The organism is Bradyrhizobium sp. 40, assembly GCF_023100925.1.
Taxonomy (GTDB): domain Bacteria; phylum Pseudomonadota; class Alphaproteobacteria; order Rhizobiales; family Xanthobacteraceae; genus Bradyrhizobium.
The window spans coordinates 4,985,936-5,003,908 of sequence record NZ_CP064688.1 but is presented as its reverse complement, the minus strand read 5'-3'; the positions used below and the strand labels follow the sequence as shown (position 1 = coordinate 5,003,908).

17 protein-coding genes are annotated in these 17,973 nt (G+C 63.9%); 12 read left to right on the top strand and 5 right to left on the bottom strand.

Annotated elements, in window-relative coordinates:
• The first annotated feature begins 53 nt into the window (after window positions 1-53).
• Window positions 54-1,112: a putative sulfate exporter family transporter gene (locus IVB40_RS24195; RefSeq protein WP_027569168.1), complete on the top strand. Its 1,059-nt coding sequence runs from the start codon at window positions 54-56 to the stop codon at window positions 1,110-1,112.
• Window positions 1,113-1,189: 77 nt separating this feature from the next.
• Here the strand turns inward: IVB40_RS24195 and IVB40_RS24190 are convergent, their stop codons facing one another.
• From IVB40_RS24190 to IVB40_RS24170, 5 genes are all read right to left on the bottom strand, one after another.
• Window positions 1,190-2,062 carry an ABC transporter ATP-binding protein gene (locus IVB40_RS24190; RefSeq protein ID WP_027569169.1) on the bottom strand — a complete coding sequence of 291 codons (873 nt, stop codon included), beginning with the start codon at window positions 2,060-2,062 and terminating at the stop codon, window positions 1,190-1,192.
• On the bottom strand, window positions 2,059-2,895 hold the full coding sequence (locus IVB40_RS24185) for an ABC transporter permease (protein ID WP_035963082.1): 837 nt from the start codon (window positions 2,893-2,895) through the stop codon (window positions 2,059-2,061). Before IVB40_RS24185 ends, IVB40_RS24190 begins: the two co-directional genes overlap by 4 nt.
• A gap of 68 nt (window positions 2,896-2,963) precedes the next feature.
• A complete protein-coding gene (locus tag IVB40_RS24180; RefSeq protein WP_027569170.1) occupies window positions 2,964-4,385 on the bottom strand; it encodes an ABC transporter substrate-binding protein in 1,422 nt (473 codons plus the stop codon).
• Between the two features lie 165 nt (window positions 4,386-4,550).
• On the bottom strand, window positions 4,551-5,330 hold the full coding sequence (locus IVB40_RS24175; RefSeq protein ID WP_027569171.1) for a Crp/Fnr family transcriptional regulator: 780 nt from the start codon (window positions 5,328-5,330) through the stop codon (window positions 4,551-4,553).
• 259 nt (window positions 5,331-5,589) lie between these two features.
• Window positions 5,590-5,886 carry a gamma-butyrobetaine hydroxylase-like domain-containing protein gene (locus tag IVB40_RS24170; RefSeq protein WP_027569172.1) on the bottom strand — a complete coding sequence of 99 codons (297 nt, stop codon included), beginning with the start codon at window positions 5,884-5,886 and terminating at the stop codon, window positions 5,590-5,592.
• A gap of 208 nt (window positions 5,887-6,094) precedes the next feature.
• Here IVB40_RS24170 and IVB40_RS24165 point away from each other — a divergent pair, with 208 nt between their 5' ends.
• From IVB40_RS24165 to IVB40_RS24115, 11 genes are all read left to right on the top strand, one after another.
• On the top strand, window positions 6,095-6,868 hold the full coding sequence (locus IVB40_RS24165) for a ferredoxin--NADP reductase (RefSeq protein ID WP_247816546.1): 774 nt from the start codon (window positions 6,095-6,097) through the stop codon (window positions 6,866-6,868).
• 104 nt (window positions 6,869-6,972) lie between these two features.
• Complete coding sequence (locus IVB40_RS24160; protein ID WP_007608408.1) at window positions 6,973-8,715, top strand: fumarate reductase/succinate dehydrogenase flavoprotein subunit; 1,743 nt, start codon at window positions 6,973-6,975, stop codon at window positions 8,713-8,715.
• A 29-nt stretch (window positions 8,716-8,744) separates the two neighbouring features.
• Entirely contained in the window at window positions 8,745-8,978 is a 234-nt protein-coding gene (locus IVB40_RS24155; RefSeq protein ID WP_007593252.1) for a ferredoxin family protein, read from the top strand.
• A gap of 2 nt (window positions 8,979-8,980) precedes the next feature.
• Window positions 8,981-9,958, top strand: coding sequence for a HEAT repeat domain-containing protein (locus IVB40_RS24150; protein ID WP_247359804.1), 978 nt, complete (start codon window positions 8,981-8,983; stop codon window positions 9,956-9,958).
• Between the two features lie 111 nt (window positions 9,959-10,069).
• A complete protein-coding gene (locus IVB40_RS24145; RefSeq protein WP_247816545.1) occupies window positions 10,070-11,242 on the top strand; it encodes a fumarylacetoacetate hydrolase family protein in 1,173 nt (390 codons plus the stop codon).
• 432 nt (window positions 11,243-11,674) lie between these two features.
• Complete coding sequence (gene ytfQ / locus IVB40_RS24140) at window positions 11,675-12,640, top strand: galactofuranose ABC transporter, galactofuranose-binding protein YtfQ (protein WP_275992772.1); 966 nt, start codon at window positions 11,675-11,677, stop codon at window positions 12,638-12,640.
• Between the two features lie 122 nt (window positions 12,641-12,762).
• Window positions 12,763-14,307, top strand: coding sequence for a sugar ABC transporter ATP-binding protein (locus IVB40_RS24135; protein WP_247816544.1), 1,545 nt, complete (start codon window positions 12,763-12,765; stop codon window positions 14,305-14,307).
• Window positions 14,304-15,296, top strand: a complete 993-nt coding sequence (locus IVB40_RS24130; RefSeq protein ID WP_247816543.1) for an ABC transporter permease — start codon at window positions 14,304-14,306, stop codon at window positions 15,294-15,296. Before IVB40_RS24135 ends, IVB40_RS24130 begins: the two co-directional genes overlap by 4 nt.
• Window positions 15,293-16,273, top strand: a complete 981-nt coding sequence (gene yjfF, locus IVB40_RS24125) for a galactofuranose ABC transporter, permease protein YjfF (protein ID WP_027569179.1) — start codon at window positions 15,293-15,295, stop codon at window positions 16,271-16,273. The genes IVB40_RS24130 and yjfF overlap by 4 nt, the downstream gene beginning before the upstream one ends.
• The gene (locus IVB40_RS24120; protein ID WP_027569180.1) at window positions 16,270-17,049 is read left to right on the top strand and encodes a FadR/GntR family transcriptional regulator; all 780 of its coding nucleotides are present in this window, start codon (window positions 16,270-16,272) and stop codon (window positions 17,047-17,049) included. The genes yjfF and IVB40_RS24120 overlap by 4 nt, the downstream gene beginning before the upstream one ends.
• Window positions 17,046-17,972, top strand: coding sequence for a Gfo/Idh/MocA family oxidoreductase (locus IVB40_RS24115; protein WP_247288915.1), 927 nt, complete (start codon window positions 17,046-17,048; stop codon window positions 17,970-17,972). Before IVB40_RS24120 ends, IVB40_RS24115 begins: the two co-directional genes overlap by 4 nt.
• Window position 17,973 lies beyond the last annotated feature (1 nt).

The window sequence follows — 17,973 nt, the reverse complement described above, 5'->3', positions numbered from 1 at the left end:
ATTTCCCAATCGGATGGCGCTGCGTATAAATCCTTCTCCTCGGGGAGAGATTTGTGTCGCAGAATCAAGCATCCAGTCCGGCCGACGCCAAGCCGACCACGGCCACTGGCCGCATCGTCGCGCTGATTCCCGGGATCCTCCTCTGCATCGCCGTGGCCGGTGTTTCGGCCCTGCTCGAAAGGGCGGAATTGGGCGTCTTCGAGCATCCCTATGTCGAGGCGCTGGTGATGGCGATCTTGCTCGGCATGGCCGTGCGCAGCTTCTGGAAGCCCGCGCCGCGCTGGCAGTCCGGCATCGCCTTCAGCGCCAAGCAGCTGCTCGAAGTCGCCGTCATGCTGCTGGGGGCCTCGATCAGCTTTGCTGCTATCGCGGCGTCCGGCGTCGCGCTGTTGGCCTCGATCGCGGCCGTCGTTGTGGTCGCGCTCTGCGTCTCCTTCGGCATCAGCCGCCTGCTTGGTCTCTCGACGCGGCTCTCGATCCTGATCGCCTGCGGCAACTCGATCTGCGGCAACTCGGCGATTGCGGCGGTGGCGCCGATCATCGGCGCCAACAATGACGAGATCGCATCCTCGATCTCCTTCACCGCCATCCTCGGCGTGATGATGGTGCTCGGCCTGCCGCTGCTGATCCCGCTGCTGCAGCTATCGGCCACGCAATACGGCATCCTCGCAGGCCTCACCGTCTATGCCGTGCCGCAGGTGCTTGCGGCGACTGTGCCGGCGGGGCTCGTCTCGACGCAGATCGGCACGCTCGTCAAGCTGATGCGGGTGCTGATGCTCGGGCCGGTCGTCGTCGGCCTCTCGCTGACGGCCTCGCGCTGGCACAGCGACGCCAAGAAGACCAGTGTCGGCTTTTTCCGCTTGGTCCCGTGGTTCATCCTCGGCTTCCTTGCGCTGGCGACCCTGCGATCCCTGGAGATCGTGCCAGGCACGGTGGTTGGTCCGGTGACGAAGATCACCAGCTTTCTCACGGTGGTGTCGATGGCGGCGCTGGGTCTGGGTGTCGACGTTCGTGTGCTGGCCAATGTCGGGGGCAGGGTGACGGCGGCCGTGACGCTGTCGCTGATGCTGCTGCTCGGCATCAGCATCGCACTGGTGCACTGGTTCAAGTGAAGGCGGCTGTAGCCGCGAACTCTTCTTCCTTCGCGCAAGGGGAGAAGGGAACTAAGAGGGTAAGCGTCGAGAAATCGCTAAATCACATCCGCGAGCGAATGCCCGTGCAGCTCGATGTTCAGCCCCTGCATGCCCATGTCGTTGAGCTCGCCGCCCATCGCCTTGATGCTCTCCTCGCGGATCAGCGACATCAGTCCGCGGCGCAGCGCCAAAAACTCCGATGACATCATCATCGCCTGCTGCCGCGGCCGCTCCAGCGGGATCGGAATCTCCGCCTTGATCGAGCCGGGGCGTGCGGTCATGCAGTAGACACGATCGGACAGGAAAATCGCCTCGTCGATGTCGTGGGTGACGAACAGCACCGAGATCTTCAGCCGCTGCCACATGTTGGTGAGGATCTGCTGCATGATGACCCGGGTCTGCGCGTCGAGCGCGCCGAAGGGTTCGTCGAGCAGCAACACTTTGGGTCCCGTCGCGAGCGCCCGGACGATGCCAACGCGCTGCTTCATGCCACCTGAGAGTTTCTCGGGGTAATGCTTTTCGAAGGCTTCGAGGCCCGCGAGTCCCAGCAGCGTGCGCGCGGCGCGCTCGCGCTGCGAGCGTGGCATGCCGCGCATCTTCAGGCCGAACTCGACGTTCTCCCGCACGGTCTTCCAGGGAAACAGCGAATATTGCTGAAACACCATGCCGCGCTCCGCGCTCGGGCCGTTCACCTTCTCGCCGTCGACGGTGACGATGCCCGTGGTCGGCTTGAGGAAGCCGGCGACCGCGTTGAGCAGCGTCGACTTTCCGCAGCCGGAGGGTCCGACGATCGAGACGAACTCGCCAGGCTTCACATGAATCTGCGTATCCGTGACGGCTTCGACCGGCCCCTCGATGCTGTCGTAGCTGAGGGAGAAGTTTTTGACCTCGATATGGCCCTGCGGTGCCTTGACAACGATCTCACTCATCTTGACCTCCACGGCATCACCAATTGTCCGGCGCCTCGGATCAACATGCTCGATCCGAGGCCGAGCACGCCGATCGCGATCATGCCGAGCGCGATGTCGGCATACTGGACCAGCGAATAGGCCTCCCAGGTGAAATAGCCGATGCCATATTGCCCCGAGATCATCTCGGCGGCGATCAGCGACACCCAGGCCACGCCCATGCCGACGGTGAGGCCGGTGAAGATGTGCGGGAGCGAGGCCGGAAAATACACATCGCGGAAGATCGAGCGCTCCCGCGCGCCGAGACATTGCGCGGCACGCACCAGCACGGGATCCACCAGCGACATGCCGTGCAGCGTGTTGACCAGGATCGGGAAGAACGATCCGAGGAACGTGATGTAGACGATGCTCTGCTCGTTGGTCGGCCACAGCATGATGGCCATCGGCACCCAGGCAATCGCCGGGATCGGCCGCAGCACCTCCGCTACTGGGAAGATGATCTCGTGGATCAGCTTGAAGCGGCCCATGATCAGGCCGAGTGGCACCGCGACGATCGCCGCAAGCGAGAAGCCGAAGAAGATGCGCCGGCAGCTCAAGAGGACGTGCAGCAGGAATTTCGGATCGTGGATCGCCTTGGTGAAGCTCGCATAGACCGCGAGCGGCGAAGGCACGTTGGTGAAGCGCACGAAGAACACGACGCGATAGGTCGTCAGCAGATGCCAGACCAGAAGAAAGGCGAGCAGTGAGATGATGCCGATCGCGGTCGCGCGCAGCCCGCCCCGGTTGAGCCGGTACCAGCGCAGTGCGAGCGTGCCGAAGGAGGGTGGAGACGCGGGTGGCGTGGAGGCGGGCATGGCGCTTGCCTCCGCGATTGCACTTGCCGGCATGCTGTCCTCGGAATGTCTGAGGAGGGCGGGACTGCTCACGTCTTGCTCCCGCTGACCGCCGCCTTCACCGCGTCGTCGAAGCCGAGCACCTTGCCGCTGATCTTGGCGGCATAGGCTTCGGCATCCTTCTTCAGCAGGAACGGCGCAACCTCGCCATTGCCGACCGCGAAGAAAGCCTGGTCGGCGAACAGCTTGATACCGCGGGTGGTATCGAAGACGTAGGCGACGTTGATCTTCTTGCCCTTGGCCTTGTAGTCGGCATAGGCGCCGAGCGTGCAGCTGGCTGACGAGAAGGGCATGATGCCTGAATCGTCGACCCAGACCTCGCCGGCCTTGCGCGGATCGGAGATCGGTTTCTTGCAGAAGGAATCGTCGCCGGAGATCTCGTAATTCTTGGTGCTCGCAAGCTGCGCGTCATAGTCGAGCTTCATCTCGGCATAAGCTTTTCGGATGTAGCTGTCATCGACCCATTTCTTCGGGTCGAACTCCTTCATGCGGCCGAGGTTCTGCAGCACCTTGACGTCGGCCGTGGCGGCATCGATCAGCGCCGGCTTGACCGTGGGATCGGTGGTCATGTTGCCGCTGGGGCCGAGGAAGATGTAGACGACCTCCTTGCTGATGCCGGTCCATTCCTGGATCTTCTCGGCGGCGAGCTTGGGATCGTCTCGCAGCCATTGATTGGCGGCGATCACGGCCTTGAAGTAGGCGACGACGACCTCAGGGTATTTCTCGGCGAAATCGGTGCGGACCACGATGCCGTGGAAGGTCGGGAGATTGGTCTCGACGCCGTCGAAGATCTTTCGCGCAAAACCGCGGAACGGCAGCAACTCGGCGAACGGAACGAAGTCGGCATGAGCGTCGATCTTCTTCTCCTGGAGATTGGTCGAGCCGACCTCCGGGCTTTGGCTGACCAGCTGGAAGAAGTCCGACGCGTAGCCGCGGTCCTGCATCGCCTTCAGCACCATGCCGTGCGCGGCAGAGCCGAACGGCACGCTCACGAGCTTGCCCTTGAGATCGGCGAGATCGTAGTAGGGCGAATCCTTGTGAGCGACGATGCCGTTGCCGGAGCCCGACAGGCTGTAGGCGGCGATCCCGATCAGCCGGCTCTTGCTCTCCGGATTGCTGTCGAAAGTGAAGCCGTTCACGATCAGCGGATAGTCGCCCATCATGCCGATCTGCAGCTTATTCGCCATCATCGCGTTGGTGACGGGCGGGCCGGAGGTGAAGTTCTGCCACTCCAGCTCGAACTTGATGTTGGCGTATTTGCCGTCCTTCGGCAGATATTTTTCGAGGAGATGGAGCTGGCGGATGACGACGCCGGCGGTCACCGTGTTGGTCGTGGTGTCCTGCGTTCCGATGCCGAGCGTGACGGTTTCCGCCGCGGCCGGCTGCGCGAGGAGAAGCGCCAGCGACGTCACCGACATCGCGATCGAGAGCGTGGGAAGATGGCGGACCATTCTCATCCTCATTCGGTTGGATGTGCTGTGGTTGCCATGATTGGGTGAGGGCGTGGGCAGGGCAAATCCGGAATGAGCGCCACAGTCGATTAGTTGCCGGGAAAAGTTGATTGCATACTCCTTGGGCAGTCCTGCACTATAAAGCTGCTTGCATGGGCACCAGCCCTAGTCAGACCCTTGCCCTCGCATCTCTTCCAGCACGTCGGGCCGGCAGACCACGATCTGGGAGCGCTTGGTCAGCACGATTCCCTTCTCCTGCATGCGCTTCAGGCTGATCGTGACCCATTGCCTGGTGGCGCCGACCATGTGGGCGATATCGGCATGGGTGAAGGCGGCGGCGATCACCCGGCCGTCGGCGTCATCGACGCCATAGAGGTCGACGAGATGCAGCAACAGATGCGCAAGGCGCTGTGTGATCGAGCGCGTTCCCAGCATCTGGGCCAGAGCCGAATAGCACTTGCCCTTGAAGGTCAGGCCTTCGATCAGGCCGATCGCGAGGTTCGGGATCTCTAGGGCCAGGGAGCGCAGCTCCTTTCCGGGCAGATGCACCACGCTACAATTGCTGGATGCAACGCCGGACCATTGATGCACGGTGCCTTCGAACACTTCGGGGCCGCCGACGAAATTGCCGACATGCCAATAGGCCAGCGTGATCTCGCGGCCGAGCGGGGAGGTGTAGAACACCCGGATACGGCCGCTCTCGATCAGCCAGATACCGTCATGCTTGCCACCCTGGCTGAACAGCGTCTGGCCACGGTTGAGCACTTTCCGGCGTCCCTGCTTCAGCACCAGCTCACGTTCGCGCTGACTGAGCTTGTCCATCAACGCCGGCGGTCCGCCGATCCATTGCTGGTTCTCAGTGAGCAGCAGCGAGGAACCACCGGCAGGCCGGACCGTTGCGGGAACCGTCCCGCGAACCACATTGGCCGCTGCCTGCAACATCATTTGCCTCCGGAACGTTCAAACCGTTCTAAAGAGGAGCAATGTCCGTGCCAGATTCACCCCGCTGTCATCGCCCGGCTTGACCGGGCGATCTAGTATTCCAGAGACGTCAATGGGTTATCGAGAAGCCGCGGCGTACTGGATTCCCCGTCTGCCGCCTACGCTAAAAGCTTCGGCGCCCCTGGGCCTGAACCCCGGCGAAGCCTTGGCGTAGCCGGGTCGCGGGGAATGACAGCGGAGTTTGGAGGACGACCTGTGGCGTCTACCGCCCCGCTAGACTCAACAAATACGGCTTCGGGTAAATCCCCCGATTGTGCCCATCCGAAAACGAGATGTTCAGCCCGTAACCGAGATCGCCGATCTCGGTGATCGCGATGCCTGGAAACCGCTCGGGGAAGCGGCCGTCGAAGCGGGCGCGGGTGCAGTGGGCGCATTTGCAGGAGAGGCGGAGCGTTTCCGCCGGCAAGTCCAGCGTGTCGTCCTTAGCGGTGCGGACGCGGAGCGTCGCGAGGTCGGCGCTTGCTTCGTAATCTGCCACGGTCGGTGCCACCAAGGTCATGACGTGTCTCCGACCCTTCTCTACGTTGCCGCAGCGCTGCTGCGATAGCAACTAATTGCCAGGCGCAGGTGCGCGACGCTGATCTTCGCTGCCTGCTGTTCGATCATTGCGCACGAAATGTGAAACTAATCGACCGGGAATTTCAGTTCGGCGTTGCCGGATTCCTGTCTCTCCGAAACCTTGTGCGCAATCGAGATCAGGAGAGACAATGAACGCATTTCAGAAGGAAACGGTCCTGTCGGTCAGGCACTGGACCGATAGCCTGTTCAGCTTCACCGCGACGCGCGATCCGGGCTTCCGCTTCCAGAACGGCCAGTTCGCGATGATCGGGCTGGAAGTCGAGGGCAAGCCGTTGCTGCGGGCCTACAGCATGGCGAGCGCCAATCACGAGGAGGCGCTCGAGTTCTTCTCGATCAAGGTGCAGGACGGTCCGCTGACCTCGCGCCTTCAGAAGATCAGGGAGGGCGACGTCATCCTGGTCGGCCGCAAGGCCACTGGCACGCTGATCACCGGCAACCTCATTCCCGGCAAGCGCCTGCTGCTGCTCTCGACCGGAACGGGGCTCGCGCCGTTCGCCAGCCTGATCAAGGACCCCGACGTCTACGAGAATTACGAGACCATCGTGCTCGCCCATGGCTGCCGCCAGGTCTCCGAGCTCTCCTATGGCGAGCACCTCGTCGAAGGCCTGCGCAATCACGAGTTCTTCGGGCCGCTGATCCGTGACAAGCTCGTTTACTATCCCACCGTTACCCGCGAGCCGTTCAGGAACCGCGGCCGCATCAGCGACCTGATCGCGTCGAACCAGCTGTTCGACGATATCGGTCTATCAGGCCTCGACATCGAGACTGACCGTATCATGCTGTGCGGTAGCCCGGCGATGCTGGAGGAACTTCCCGCGATGTTGTCCGCGCGCGGGTTTGCCGAGGGCAATCACAGCCGGCCCGGCCATTACGTGATCGAAAAGGCCTTTGTCGAGCGCTGACGCGCAAATCGCAGCCCGGCGACAACTAATTGCTATCGCCGGGACGCCTGCTGAACAAATCTGATGCAGAGGCGCCGGATCTGCCGGCGGACCAGGAGCAAGCGATGTCACTAGATCAGATCGTCGACGGACTTTCGGAGGTTTCCTGCGACGTGCTCGTCATCGGCGGCGGCACGGCCGGCCCGATGGCGGCATTGAAGGCGAAGCTGAAGAACCCGAAGGCCAACGTCGTCCTGCTCGAAAAGGCCAACGTCAAGCGCTCCGGAGCGATCTCGATGGGCATGGACGGCTTGAACAATGCCGTCATTCCCGGCTATGCGACGCCCGAGCAGTACACCAAGGAAATCACCATCGCCAATGACGGCATCGTCGATCAGAAGGCGGTCTACAAATACGCGCAAAACTGCTACTCGATCATCGAGGAACTCGACAGCTTCGGCATCCGCTTCCTGAAGAACGAGAACGGCGACTACGCCGTCAAGAAGGTGCATCACATCGGCACCTACGTGCTGCCGATGCCGAACGGCGAAACGGTGAAGAAGGCGCTGTATCGCCAGCTCCGCCGCGCCCGCATCCTGATCTCCAACCGCTACATGGCGACGCGGCTGCTCAAATCCGCCGACGGCCGCATTGCCGGCGCGATCAGCGTCAATACCCGCACCGCCGAGATGCTGGTGATCAAGGCCAAGGCCGTTATCCTGTGCATGGGCGCCGCCGGCCGTCTCGGCCTGCCGACCTCCGGCTACATGTTCGGCACCTACGAGAATGCGGCCAATTCCGGTGACGGCTATTCCATGGCCTATCACGCCGGTGCGGCACTGGCGAACCTCGAATGTTACCAGATCAATCCGCTGATCAAGGACTATAACGGGCCGGCCTGCGCCTACGTCGCTGGTCCCTTCGGCGCCTTCACCGCCAACAACGAGGGATCGCGCTTCATCGAATGCGATTACTGGTCCGGCCAGATGATGCTGGAGTTCTACAACGAGCTGCTGTCCGGCAAGGGCCCGGTGTTTCTCCAGCTCAAGCATCTTCACCCCGACACCATCTCGGAGATCGAATCGACCCTGCACAAGGTCGAGCGTCCCACTCGCGGCCTGTTCCAGCAGGGGCGCGGCGTCGACTATCGCAGCGAGTCGATCGAGATGCATATCTCCGAGATCGGCTTCTGCTCCGGTCACAGTGCGTCGGGCGTGTTCGTCGACGACAACGCGCGCACCACCGTGCCGGGCCTCTATGCCGCCGGCGACATGGCCAGCGTGCCGCACAATTACATGCTCGGCGCCTTCACCAACGGTTCGGTCGCCGGCATCGACGCGATGGAGTTCGCGGACAATCACGACTTCGCGGAATTCGACGCGGCCGATGTCGCCAGCGAACGTGACCGCGTGATGGCGCCGACCAAACGCGAGGACGGCATTCCGCCGAACCAGATCGAGTACAAGACCCGGCGTCTCGTCAATGACTATCTCCAGCCGCCGAAAGTCACGCGCAAATACGAGCTCGGCATGCGCCGGCTCGCTGAAGCGAGGGAAGACATGCAGGAGCGCATGATCGCGCGCAATGCGCACGAACTGCTCCGCGCGCTCGAAGTCCAGTCGATCATGGATTGCGCGGACATGGCCGTGCATGCCTCGCTCTACCGCGAGGAAAGCCGCTGGGGCCTCTATCACTGGCGGACGGATTTCCCGGAGAAGGACAACGAGAACTGGTTCTGCCACACGCTGCTCAGCAAGCAGGACGGCAAGATGACCAGCGAGAAGCGTGCCGTGGAGCCCTATATCGTGCCGATCGCCGACGACGAGAAGGATCTCTACGACAAGCAGCGCATCCGCGCCACCGCCTGACCCGCCGCACAAATAACAGGAGACATACGATGCCTCTCGCTTCTTATCAGACATCGGTTCCGGTGGTCGTCGACGACGCCAAATGCATCGCGGACAAGGGCTGCACCGTGTGCGTCGACGTCTGCCCGCTCGACGTGCTGCGTATCAGCGATATGACCAACAAGGCCTACATGGCCTATGACGAATGCTGGTACTGCATGCCCTGCGAGGCGGATTGCCCGACCGGCGCCGTCACCGTCAACATTCCATATCTCCTGAGGTAGTCATGTCGAGCCCGTTCGAATCCTACGACGATCTCGAAGATGCCGACGAGCGGCTCCAGGCCGCCGATCCAGGGGAGCGCCGCGTCGCCATCATCGCGCTCGGCCATTCCGGCGATCCCGCAGCGGTCGGCCATCTCGCCAAAATGGTCGCCGATCCCGATGCCGGCGTCCGCCAGCAGGTTGCGATGGCGCTCGGCGAGTTCGATGGGCCGGAGGCCGCCAGCGCGCTGGTCAAGCTGCTTGTCGACCCCGAAAGAATCGTCGCGGCCGCCGCGGCCGACAGCATGGCGGAGTTCAAAGATCCCGCCTGCGCCGAAATCATCCTGCCGCTGGTCAAGCATGCCCACGCCTTCGTCCGCATGGGCGCGTTGCGTGCGCTGAAGGAGCTGCGCTGCAAGGACACCTTGAAACCCGCGCTCGAAGCGCTCCAGGATTCCGATGCCGCCGTGCGGGTGCAGGCGATCGGCGTGATCGGGTTCCTCAAGCTGGAGGAATCGATTCCGGCGCTGACCGCGCTGATCAACGATCCCGACGCGCATGTGCGCCGTGCTGCGGTGAGCGCGCTCGCCTTCTCGCAGATGAAGCCCGCGGCCGAGATGATCACGCGCGCGTTGAAGGATTCGGACTGGATGGTGCGGGAGATGGCCGCGGAAACGCTGGGCCTCAATGTCAACGGATCGATTGCCGCCGACCAGCTCATCGCTTCGCTCAGTGACGAGTTCTGGCAGGTGCGTCTGAAGGCAATCCGCAGCCTTGGCCGGATGAAGATCGAGCGCGCGGTTCGCCCGATTGGCAATTGCGTCAACCACGACCAGGCCAATTTGCGGAAAGAGGCGGCTGCTGCGCTCGGCGAAATCGCCCACCACGACGGCGAAGCCTTCCTTGCCGTCATCGCCGACGATCCCGATCCCGAGGTGCGCAAGAACGCGCGCTGGGCGCTTCAGCAGATTGCGGCGCGAAAAGCGCGGGCGGGGGCATAGAAGCGCGGCGGGCTGCCGCGCTGGACTTCCCGTCCCAGACGTTTATTGGTCTTCGCCAATGTGATAGGCCTCCGCGAGCGAGGCCGATCCGAAAAGAGCGAGGATGCGCCCATGACGACATTGACGGTTAAGGACCTTCTCCCCGAGGACGGCACGCGGGGAACGCTTGTCGGCCGCGTCTGGCTGCCGCAGGCGAATGGCCCGGCCGTGGTCGCCGTGCGTGGCGATGGTGTATTCGACGTCACCGCAAAATTCCCGACCGTCAGCGCACTCTGCGAGGAAGACAATCCGGCGAAGGCGCTTGCCGCGATCAAGGGCGAGCGCATCGGCGATCTCGAGGCTATCGTCGCCAACACGCCGCCCGATCAGCGCGATGCGAAAAAGCCGTGGCTGCTCGCGCCGGTCGATCTCCAGACGCTGAAGGCGGCGGGCGTGACCTTCGCCATCTCGATGCTGGAGCGCGTGATCGAGGAACGGGCGAAAGGCAATCCGGCCTCGGCCGAAGCGATCCGGACAGAAGTGACGCGGCTGATCGGCAATGATCTGTCGAAGCTCAAGCCCGGTTCGGACCAGGCGATGCACCTCAAGCAGGTGCTGATCGACCAGAACGCCTGGAGCCAGTATCTCGAGGTCGGCATCGGCCCCGATGCCGAGGTTTTCACCAAGGCGCCGACCTTGTCGTCGGTCGGCACCGGCATGGATGCCGGGCTGCATCCGAAGTCGACCTGGAACAACCCCGAGCCGGAGCTGGTGCTGTTCGTCTCGAGCCGCGGCAAGATCGTCGGCGGCGCGCTCGGCAACGACGTCAATCTGCGCGACTTCGAAGGCCGTTCGGCGCTGCTGTTGTCGAAGGCCAAAGACAACAACGCCTCGTGCTCCATCGGCCCGCTGCTCCGTCTGTTCGACGACAGCTTTACCCTCGACGACGCCCGCAAGCTCGACATCAGCCTGAACGTGAAGGGGCAGGACGGTTTCGTCCTCGACGGCCATTCCTCGATCAGCATGATCAGCCGCGATCCGACCGATCTGGTCGAGCAGACCATCGGCAAGGTGCACCAATATCCAGATGGCTTCGTGCTGTTCCTCGGGACCATGTTCGCGCCGGTCAAGGATCGCGACGCGCCGGGACAGGGGTTCACCCACAAGCGCGACGACATCGTCACGATCTCGGCACCCCAGCTCGGCAAACTCGTCAACCGCATGCGGACCAGCGACGAGTGCGAGCCCTGGACATTCGGCATCGGCGCGCTGATGAAGAATCTGGCGCAGCGGAAGCTGATCTAGCTCACTGCCCGCCGGGTGTGGGGGACTCTCCACGAGTCGCCTTGCTCGATAGACGAAGAAGCTCTCCCCACCGTCATTGCGAGGCAAGCGAAGCAATCCAAAATCCCTACGCGGAAAGACTCTGGATTGCTTCGCTGCGCTCGCAATGACGGGGAGAGAGGTTGCGGGTACGTCTTGCACCGTCCAGAGGTGCCCTCATCCCAACCGCTGTATCATTTTTTCATCTCCGCGTTGCATCGCTGGAACAAAATCGCGCTGGGCTTGTCATACCCGAGCCTTCCTGCCAGCCATCGCACCGATCCAAATAGTCAGATAATATGACTAGTCGGAACCAAACTTCCGTGAAATAGTCCCTCCCGCCGCCTCAAAGGTCGGCCTGTGGGTGCGATGCTACCAATCGGCGCCCCGGATAACATTTGGGAGCTACGCCTGATGATCCTCAAAGCCCTCTTTGCGGCCAGCGCCACTGCCGCGTTGCTGCTCGCGCTGCCGGCGAATGCCGCCGAGCTCACCATCGGCTTCTCGCAGATCGGATCGGAATCCGGCTGGCGCGCGGCCGAGACCTCGGTCTCCAAGCAGGAGGCCACCAAGCGCAAGGTCAATCTCAAGATCGCCGACGCGCAGCAGAAACAGGAGAACCAGATCAAGGCGATCCGCTCCTTCATCGCGCAGAACGTCGATGCGATCTTCCTCGCGCCCGTCGTCTCGACCGGCTGGGACTCGGTGCTGAAGGAAGCCAAGGAGGCCAAGATTCCGGTCGTGCTGCTCGACCGGGACATCGATCCCTCCGGGAAGGAGCTCTATCTCACCGCCGTGACCTCCGACAGCGTTCACGAAGGCGAGGTCGCCGGCGACTGGCTGGCGAAGACCGTCGGCGCCAAGGCCTGCAACATCGTCGAATTGCAGGGCACGGTCGGCGCCAGCGTCGCCGCCAACCGCAAGAAGGGTTTTGACACCGCCATCGCCAAGCACGCGAACCTGAAGGTGGTGCGCAGCCAGACCGGCGACTTCACCCGCGCCAAGGGCAAGGAAGTGATGGAAAGCTTCATCAAGGCCGAAGGCGGCGGCAAGTCGATCTGCGCAGTTTATGCGCACAACGACGACATGATGGTCGGCGCGATCCAGGCGATGAAGGAAGCCGGCCTCAAGCCGGGCAAGGAGATCCTCACCGTCTCGATCGATGCGGTCCCCGACATCTTCAAGGCGATGGTCGCCGGCGAAGCCAATGCCACGGTCGAGCTGACGCCGAACATGGCTGGCCCCGCGCTCGATGCCATCGCCGCCTTCAAGGACAAGGGCAGCGTTCCGCCGAAATGGATCCAGACCGAGTCGAAGCTCTACACGCCGGCCGATGATCCGCAGAAGATCTACGACAGCAAGAAGGGCCTCGGTTACTGAGGCGAGAGTGTCGCCGGACGGCCGTGTTTCGGCGGTCCGGCGATCCCGCTCGAAACCGCCGCGCGAACGAACAGGGCTCCGTGTCCGCATCGTCAGCGGGCGCCGCTGGGAGTGAATTTGTCATGGAGAACAGCCCGGATTCCGCTGCTTCCCTGCTGGAGGTGCGTGGGATCAGCAAGAGCTTTGGTGCCGTGCGTGCGTTGCAGAAGGTCGACTTCACGCTTCGCGCCGGCGAGGTCCATGCGCTGCTCGGTGAGAACGGCGCCGGCAAGTCCACGCTGATCAAGGTGATCACGGGCGTGTTCCCGCGCGATGCTGGCATCGTCAGGATCTGCGGCGAAGAGGTCGCGCCACGCTCGGCCAAGGAGGCGGTTCAGGCCGGCATCGCCACCGTCTACCAGGAGGTCAATTTGCTGCCGAATCTCTCGGTGGCGCAGAACCTATTCCTCGACCGGCAGCCGATGCGCTTCGGCATCGTGCGTGAAGGCGAGATGCGACGCCGCGCGAAGTCGCTGCTCGCGGATTTCGGTCTCGACATCGACGTATCAGCGCCGCTTGGCAATTATTCGGTGGCGATCCAGCATGTCACCGCGATCGCGCGCGCCGTCGATCTCTCGGCGCGCGTGCTGATCCTGGACGAGCCGACCGCGAGCCTCGATCGCCATGAGGTCGAGATCCTCTTCGGCGTCATGCGTCAGCTTGCCAAGCGCGGCATTGGCATCGTCTTCGTCAGCCATTTCCTCGACCAGGTCTATGAGATCTCCGATCGTATCACCGTTTTGCGAAATGGTCGCCTGGTCGGCGAGCGCGAGACCGCGTCGCTGTCGCGGCTCGAGCTGATCCGGATGATGCTCGGCCGCGAGCTGGCCGAGACCACCAGCGCGCGGGCATCGGCAGGCGCACAGACGACGCGTGAAGTCTGTGCGAGCTTCGAGGGTTACGGCAAGGCCGGCTATGTCGCGCCGTTCAATCTCGAGCTGCGGCATGGCGAAGTGGTTGGTCTCGCCGGCTTGCTCGGCTCGGGCCGGACCGAGACGGCCCGGCTGGTGTTCGGCGCCGAGCGCGCCGATCGCGGACAGGCGAGGGTGGAAGGCGCGCCTGTCCGGCTTCAGTCGCCGCGTGACGGCGTGCGCCACGGCTTTGGCTATTGCCCTGAGGAGCGCAAGACCGACGGCATCGTCGCCGAGCTCACCGTGCGCGAGAACATCGTGCTCGCGCTTCAGGCCAAGCGCGGTTTGCATCGGCCGCTGTCGCGGCGCGAGCAGGACGAGATTGCGAGCCGTTACGTCAAGATGCTCGACATTCGTCCGCCCGATCCGGAGCGGCCCATCGGACTGCTGTCCGGCGGCAATCAGCAGAAGGTGCTGCTGGCACGGTGGCTTGCGACCTCGCCGCGGCTCCTCGTGCTGGACGAGCCGACCCGCGGCATCGACGTCGGCGCGCATGCCGAGATCATCCGCCTGATACGCGAGCTCTGCGACGACGGGCTTGCGCTGCTCGTGATTTCCTCCGAGCTCGACGAGATCGTGACCTATTCCGACCGCGTGGTGGTGCTGCGCGACCGCGCGCATGTCGAGGAGCTCACCGGCGAGGCCATCGACGTCGGCAGCATTCTCGCCGCCATCGCCGCCGATGGCGCCAGTGTCGCGCATGAGGGCCGGGCATGACCGCGCTGTTGCCGCGCCGCGGCCTTGCCCAGATCCTCGCGTTGATCGTCATCCTGGCGGTCGATCGCGTGGTGTCGCCGCAATTCTTCGATTTGCGCCTCCAGGACGGCCGGCTGTTCGGCAGCATGATCGACGTGCTCAACCGCGGCACGCCGGTGGCGCTGCTCTCGCTCGGCATGGTGCTGGTGATCGCGACGCGCGGAATCGATCTGTCAGTCGGCGCTGTGATGGCGATCTCGGGCGCGATCGCGGCGAGCCTCGCCGATAGCCACAGTCTGGCCGTGGTGCTGGCGGCTGCGCTCGGCGCGGGCCTGATCTGCGGATTGTGGAACGGATTTCTTGTCGCGGTGCTCGGCATGCAGCCGATCGTGGCGACCTTGATCCTGATGGTGGCGGGACGCGGCATCGCCCAGCTCATTACCGAGGGCCGCATCGTGACCTTCTCCTCGCCCGATCTGGTCTGGCTCGGCAATGGCTCAATTCTTGGTCTGCCGGTGCCGGTCGCGATTGCGCTGGGCATGCTGATCCTCACCGGCGCGGTGGTGCGAGGCTCGGCACTCGGATTGCTGATCGAGGCAACCGGCGGCAATGCGCGGGCGAGCGAGCTTGCCGGCGTCGGCACGCGCGCGATGATCTTGGCGGTCTATGTCTGGTGCGGCGTTTGCGCTGCGCTTGCCGGCGTCATCGCAGCGGCCGACATCATGGGCGCGGATGCCAACAATGCCGGCCTCTGGCTCGAGCTCGACGCCATCCTCGCGGTGGTGATTGGCGGCACCTCGCTGTTCGGCGGCCGCTTCAGCCTCGTGCTGGCCGTACTCGGCGCGCTGATCATCCAGACCATGAACACCGGCATTCTGCTGTCGGGCTATCCGCCGGAGTTCAATTTGCTGGTCAAGGCGGTGGTGGTGCTCGCCGTGCTGCTGCTGCAATCGCCGAAGCTGTCCGGCTTTGCCGGCGTTGTGAGGCGGCTGCGGGGGACCAAGGCATGAAAGGCCTGCCGCCCGTCCTCATCACGGCGATCGTGCTTGTCGCGGGATTCGTGCTCTGCGCGATGCAGTTTCCCAACATCGCCTCCACCCGCGTAGTCGGCAACCTCCTGACTGACAACGCCTTCCTCGGCATCGTCGCGACCGGCATGACCTTCGTCATCATTTCCGGCGGCATCGATCTCTCGGTCGGCTCGGTGATCGGCTTCACCACGGTGTTCGTCGCGCTGGCGATCGAGCGCTGGGGAATGCCGCCCTTGGTCGCCTTCGTCGCCATTCTCGCGCTCTCGGCCGCCTTCGGCGCGGCAATGGGCGCGGTGATCCATGTCTTCGATCTGCCGCCTTTCATCGTGACGCTCGCCGGCATGTTTTTGGCCCGGGGTGCCAGCTTCCTACTCTCGACGGAATCGGTGCCGATCACGGCACCGGTCTATTCGACCGTGTCGGACTTCGCTCTGCGACTACCCGGCGGTGGACGGCTGACGGCGGTCGCGATCATCATGCTTGCGATCGTGATCGGCGGCGCATTGCTGCTGCAGCTCACCCGGTTCGGCGCCAATGTCTATGCGCTGGGCGGCAGCCGGGCGACCGCGAGCCTGATGGGCGTTGCAGTTGGCAGGATGACGGTAAAGATCTACATGCTGTCGAGCTTGCTCGCTGGCATCGCCGGCATCGTCTTCTCCTTCTACACCAGCGCCGGCTACTCGCTGTCCGCCGTCGGCGTCGAGCTTGACAGCATCGCGGCCGTCGTGATCGGCGGCACGCTGCTTACGGGCGGGCAGGGCTCGGTGATCGGAACCTTCCTCGGCGTGCTGATCCAGGGCATGATTCAGACCTACATCAATTTCGACGGGACGCTGTCGAGCTGGTGGACCAAGATCGCGACCGGTGTGCTGCTGTTCGCCTTCATCGCCTTGCAACAGGGATTGGTTGCGCTCGCGCGCCGGCCCGTGGCAAAGCGCGCGGGAGCAGTCTCATGACCACCTCGCGCATCCTCGTCATTCCGACGCGCCGGGCGCACTCAAATCACGCGGAAGTGGCCCGCTCGATCGGCGTTGACATCATCGCCGGCCGATATGCAGAAGGGACGCGGCTGCCGGGCGATGCCGAGATGATCGCGATGTTTGGCGTGTCGCGACCGGTGTTGCGCGAGAGCGTGAAGACGCTGGTGGCCAAGGGCCTGCTTACTACCAAGGCGCGGGTCGGCACCGTCGTGCGCGAGCGCGTCGCCTGGAACATGTTCGACGCCGACGTGCTGGCCTGGCACCTGGATGCCGGGATCGACAAGCGCTTCCTCAACGACCTCGCCGAGATCCGCCTCGCGGTCGAGCCGCGCGCGGCCGCGCTGGCGGCGGCGCAGCGGTCGGAGCAGGATCTCTCCGAGCTCCGTCGCTGCATGGAGCGGATGCGGCTTGAGGCCTCCGACTCCGTTGGCTTCGCCGATGCCGACCTTGCGCTCCATGTCGGTGTGGCGCGCGCCTCCGGAAATCTGTTCATGCGCTCGATCGGGCACGTCATCGAGGCTGCGTTGCGCGCCTCATTCCTGCTCAGCGCACCGGTCGAACCGGAGGACCGCGACACCGTTCTGCTCTGGCATCAGAAGATCGTCGATGCCATCGCCGCCGGTGAAGCCGCGACCGCGTCGGAGGCGATGGTCTACGTCATTCACAACGGCATGCGCCGCCACGAGGGGACAGTGATCGAGACTGTATCGGCCGAAGCGCTGCCGTCCGCGGAAGCTGGAGAAAAATCGTGACTGAACTTCGCATCGCCATCGTCGGCTTCGGCAAGATCGCGCGGGACCAGCATGTCGGCGCCATCGCAGCGGTTCCCGGCGCGACGCTGGCAGCCGTCGCGAGCCGCAACGCCTCGCTGCCGGATCTGCCGCATTTCGCGACGATCGAAGAGCTGCTGGAAAAAGGTCCGCCGATCGACGCGGTCTCGCTCTGCACGCCGCCTCAAGTGCGCCGCGCCCAGGCCGTCGCAGCGCTCAGGGCCGGCAAGCATGTCATGCTGGAGAAGCCGCCGGGCGCCGGCGTTGCCGAGCTCGATCCGCTGATCGCGATGGCGAGAGAGGCCAAGCGGACGTTGTTCGCGACCTGGCATTCGCGCCATGCGCCGGCGGTCGAGCCGGCGCGCGAGTGGCTCGCCGCCCGCCGCGTCCGTTCCGTGCACATCAACTGGAAAGAGGACGTCCGCGTCTGGCATCCCGGGCAGGCCTGGATCTGGGAGCCGGGCGGGCTCGGGGTGTTCGATCCCGGCATCAATGCGCTGTCGATCCTGACCCGGATCCTGCCGAAGCCCGTGTTCGTCACCGCGGCCGAGCTCGCCTTCCCCGCCAATTGCCAGGCGCCGATCGCCGCGAACCTGACGCTGACCGACATCGACGGCCTGCCTGTGACCGCCGAGTTCGATTTCCGCCAGACCGGACCGCAGAGCTGGGATATCCTGGTCGAAACCGACCAGGGCCGAATGACGCTATCCCGCGGCGGCCGGATCATGGCGATCGATGGCAAGACCGTTGCCGAGGCGCCCGATGAGGAATATCGGGAGCTTTACCGGCGCTTCGTCACGCTTGCCGCGACAGGGGCGAGCGACGTCGATCTGGCGCCGCTTCGTCTCGTTGCGGACGCCTTCCTGCTCGGCAGGCGCACGATCGTCGAACCGTTTGTGGATTGAT

Excerpts from the sequence above, each read along its gene's own strand:
- IVB40_RS24190 (WP_027569169.1), bottom strand. The coding sequence starts at position 2,062 with ATGAGTGAGATCGTTGTCAAGGCACCGCAGGGCCATATCGAGGTCAAA.
- IVB40_RS24185 (WP_035963082.1), bottom strand. The coding sequence starts at position 2,895 with ATGCCCGCCTCCACGCCACCCGCGTCTCCACCCTCCTTCGGCACGCTC.
- IVB40_RS24180 (WP_027569170.1), bottom strand. The coding sequence starts at position 4,385 with ATGGTCCGCCATCTTCCCACGCTCTCGATCGCGATGTCGGTGACGTCG.
- IVB40_RS24175 (WP_027569171.1), bottom strand. The coding sequence starts at position 5,330 with ATGATGTTGCAGGCAGCGGCCAATGTGGTTCGCGGGACGGTTCCCGCA.
- IVB40_RS24170 (WP_027569172.1), bottom strand. The coding sequence starts at position 5,886 with ATGACCTTGGTGGCACCGACCGTGGCAGATTACGAAGCAAGCGCCGAC.
- IVB40_RS24165 (WP_247816546.1), top strand. The coding sequence starts at position 6,095 with ATGAACGCATTTCAGAAGGAAACGGTCCTGTCGGTCAGGCACTGGACC.
- IVB40_RS24160 (WP_007608408.1), top strand. The coding sequence starts at position 6,973 with ATGTCACTAGATCAGATCGTCGACGGACTTTCGGAGGTTTCCTGCGAC.
- IVB40_RS24155 (WP_007593252.1), top strand. The coding sequence starts at position 8,745 with ATGCCTCTCGCTTCTTATCAGACATCGGTTCCGGTGGTCGTCGACGAC.
- IVB40_RS24150 (WP_247359804.1), top strand. The coding sequence starts at position 8,981 with ATGTCGAGCCCGTTCGAATCCTACGACGATCTCGAAGATGCCGACGAG.
- IVB40_RS24145 (WP_247816545.1), top strand. The coding sequence starts at position 10,070 with ATGACGACATTGACGGTTAAGGACCTTCTCCCCGAGGACGGCACGCGG.
- ytfQ (WP_275992772.1), top strand. The coding sequence starts at position 11,675 with ATGATCCTCAAAGCCCTCTTTGCGGCCAGCGCCACTGCCGCGTTGCTG.
- IVB40_RS24135 (WP_247816544.1), top strand. The coding sequence starts at position 12,763 with ATGGAGAACAGCCCGGATTCCGCTGCTTCCCTGCTGGAGGTGCGTGGG.
- IVB40_RS24130 (WP_247816543.1), top strand. The coding sequence starts at position 14,304 with ATGACCGCGCTGTTGCCGCGCCGCGGCCTTGCCCAGATCCTCGCGTTG.
- yjfF (WP_027569179.1), top strand. The coding sequence starts at position 15,293 with ATGAAAGGCCTGCCGCCCGTCCTCATCACGGCGATCGTGCTTGTCGCG.
- IVB40_RS24120 (WP_027569180.1), top strand. The coding sequence starts at position 16,270 with ATGACCACCTCGCGCATCCTCGTCATTCCGACGCGCCGGGCGCACTCA.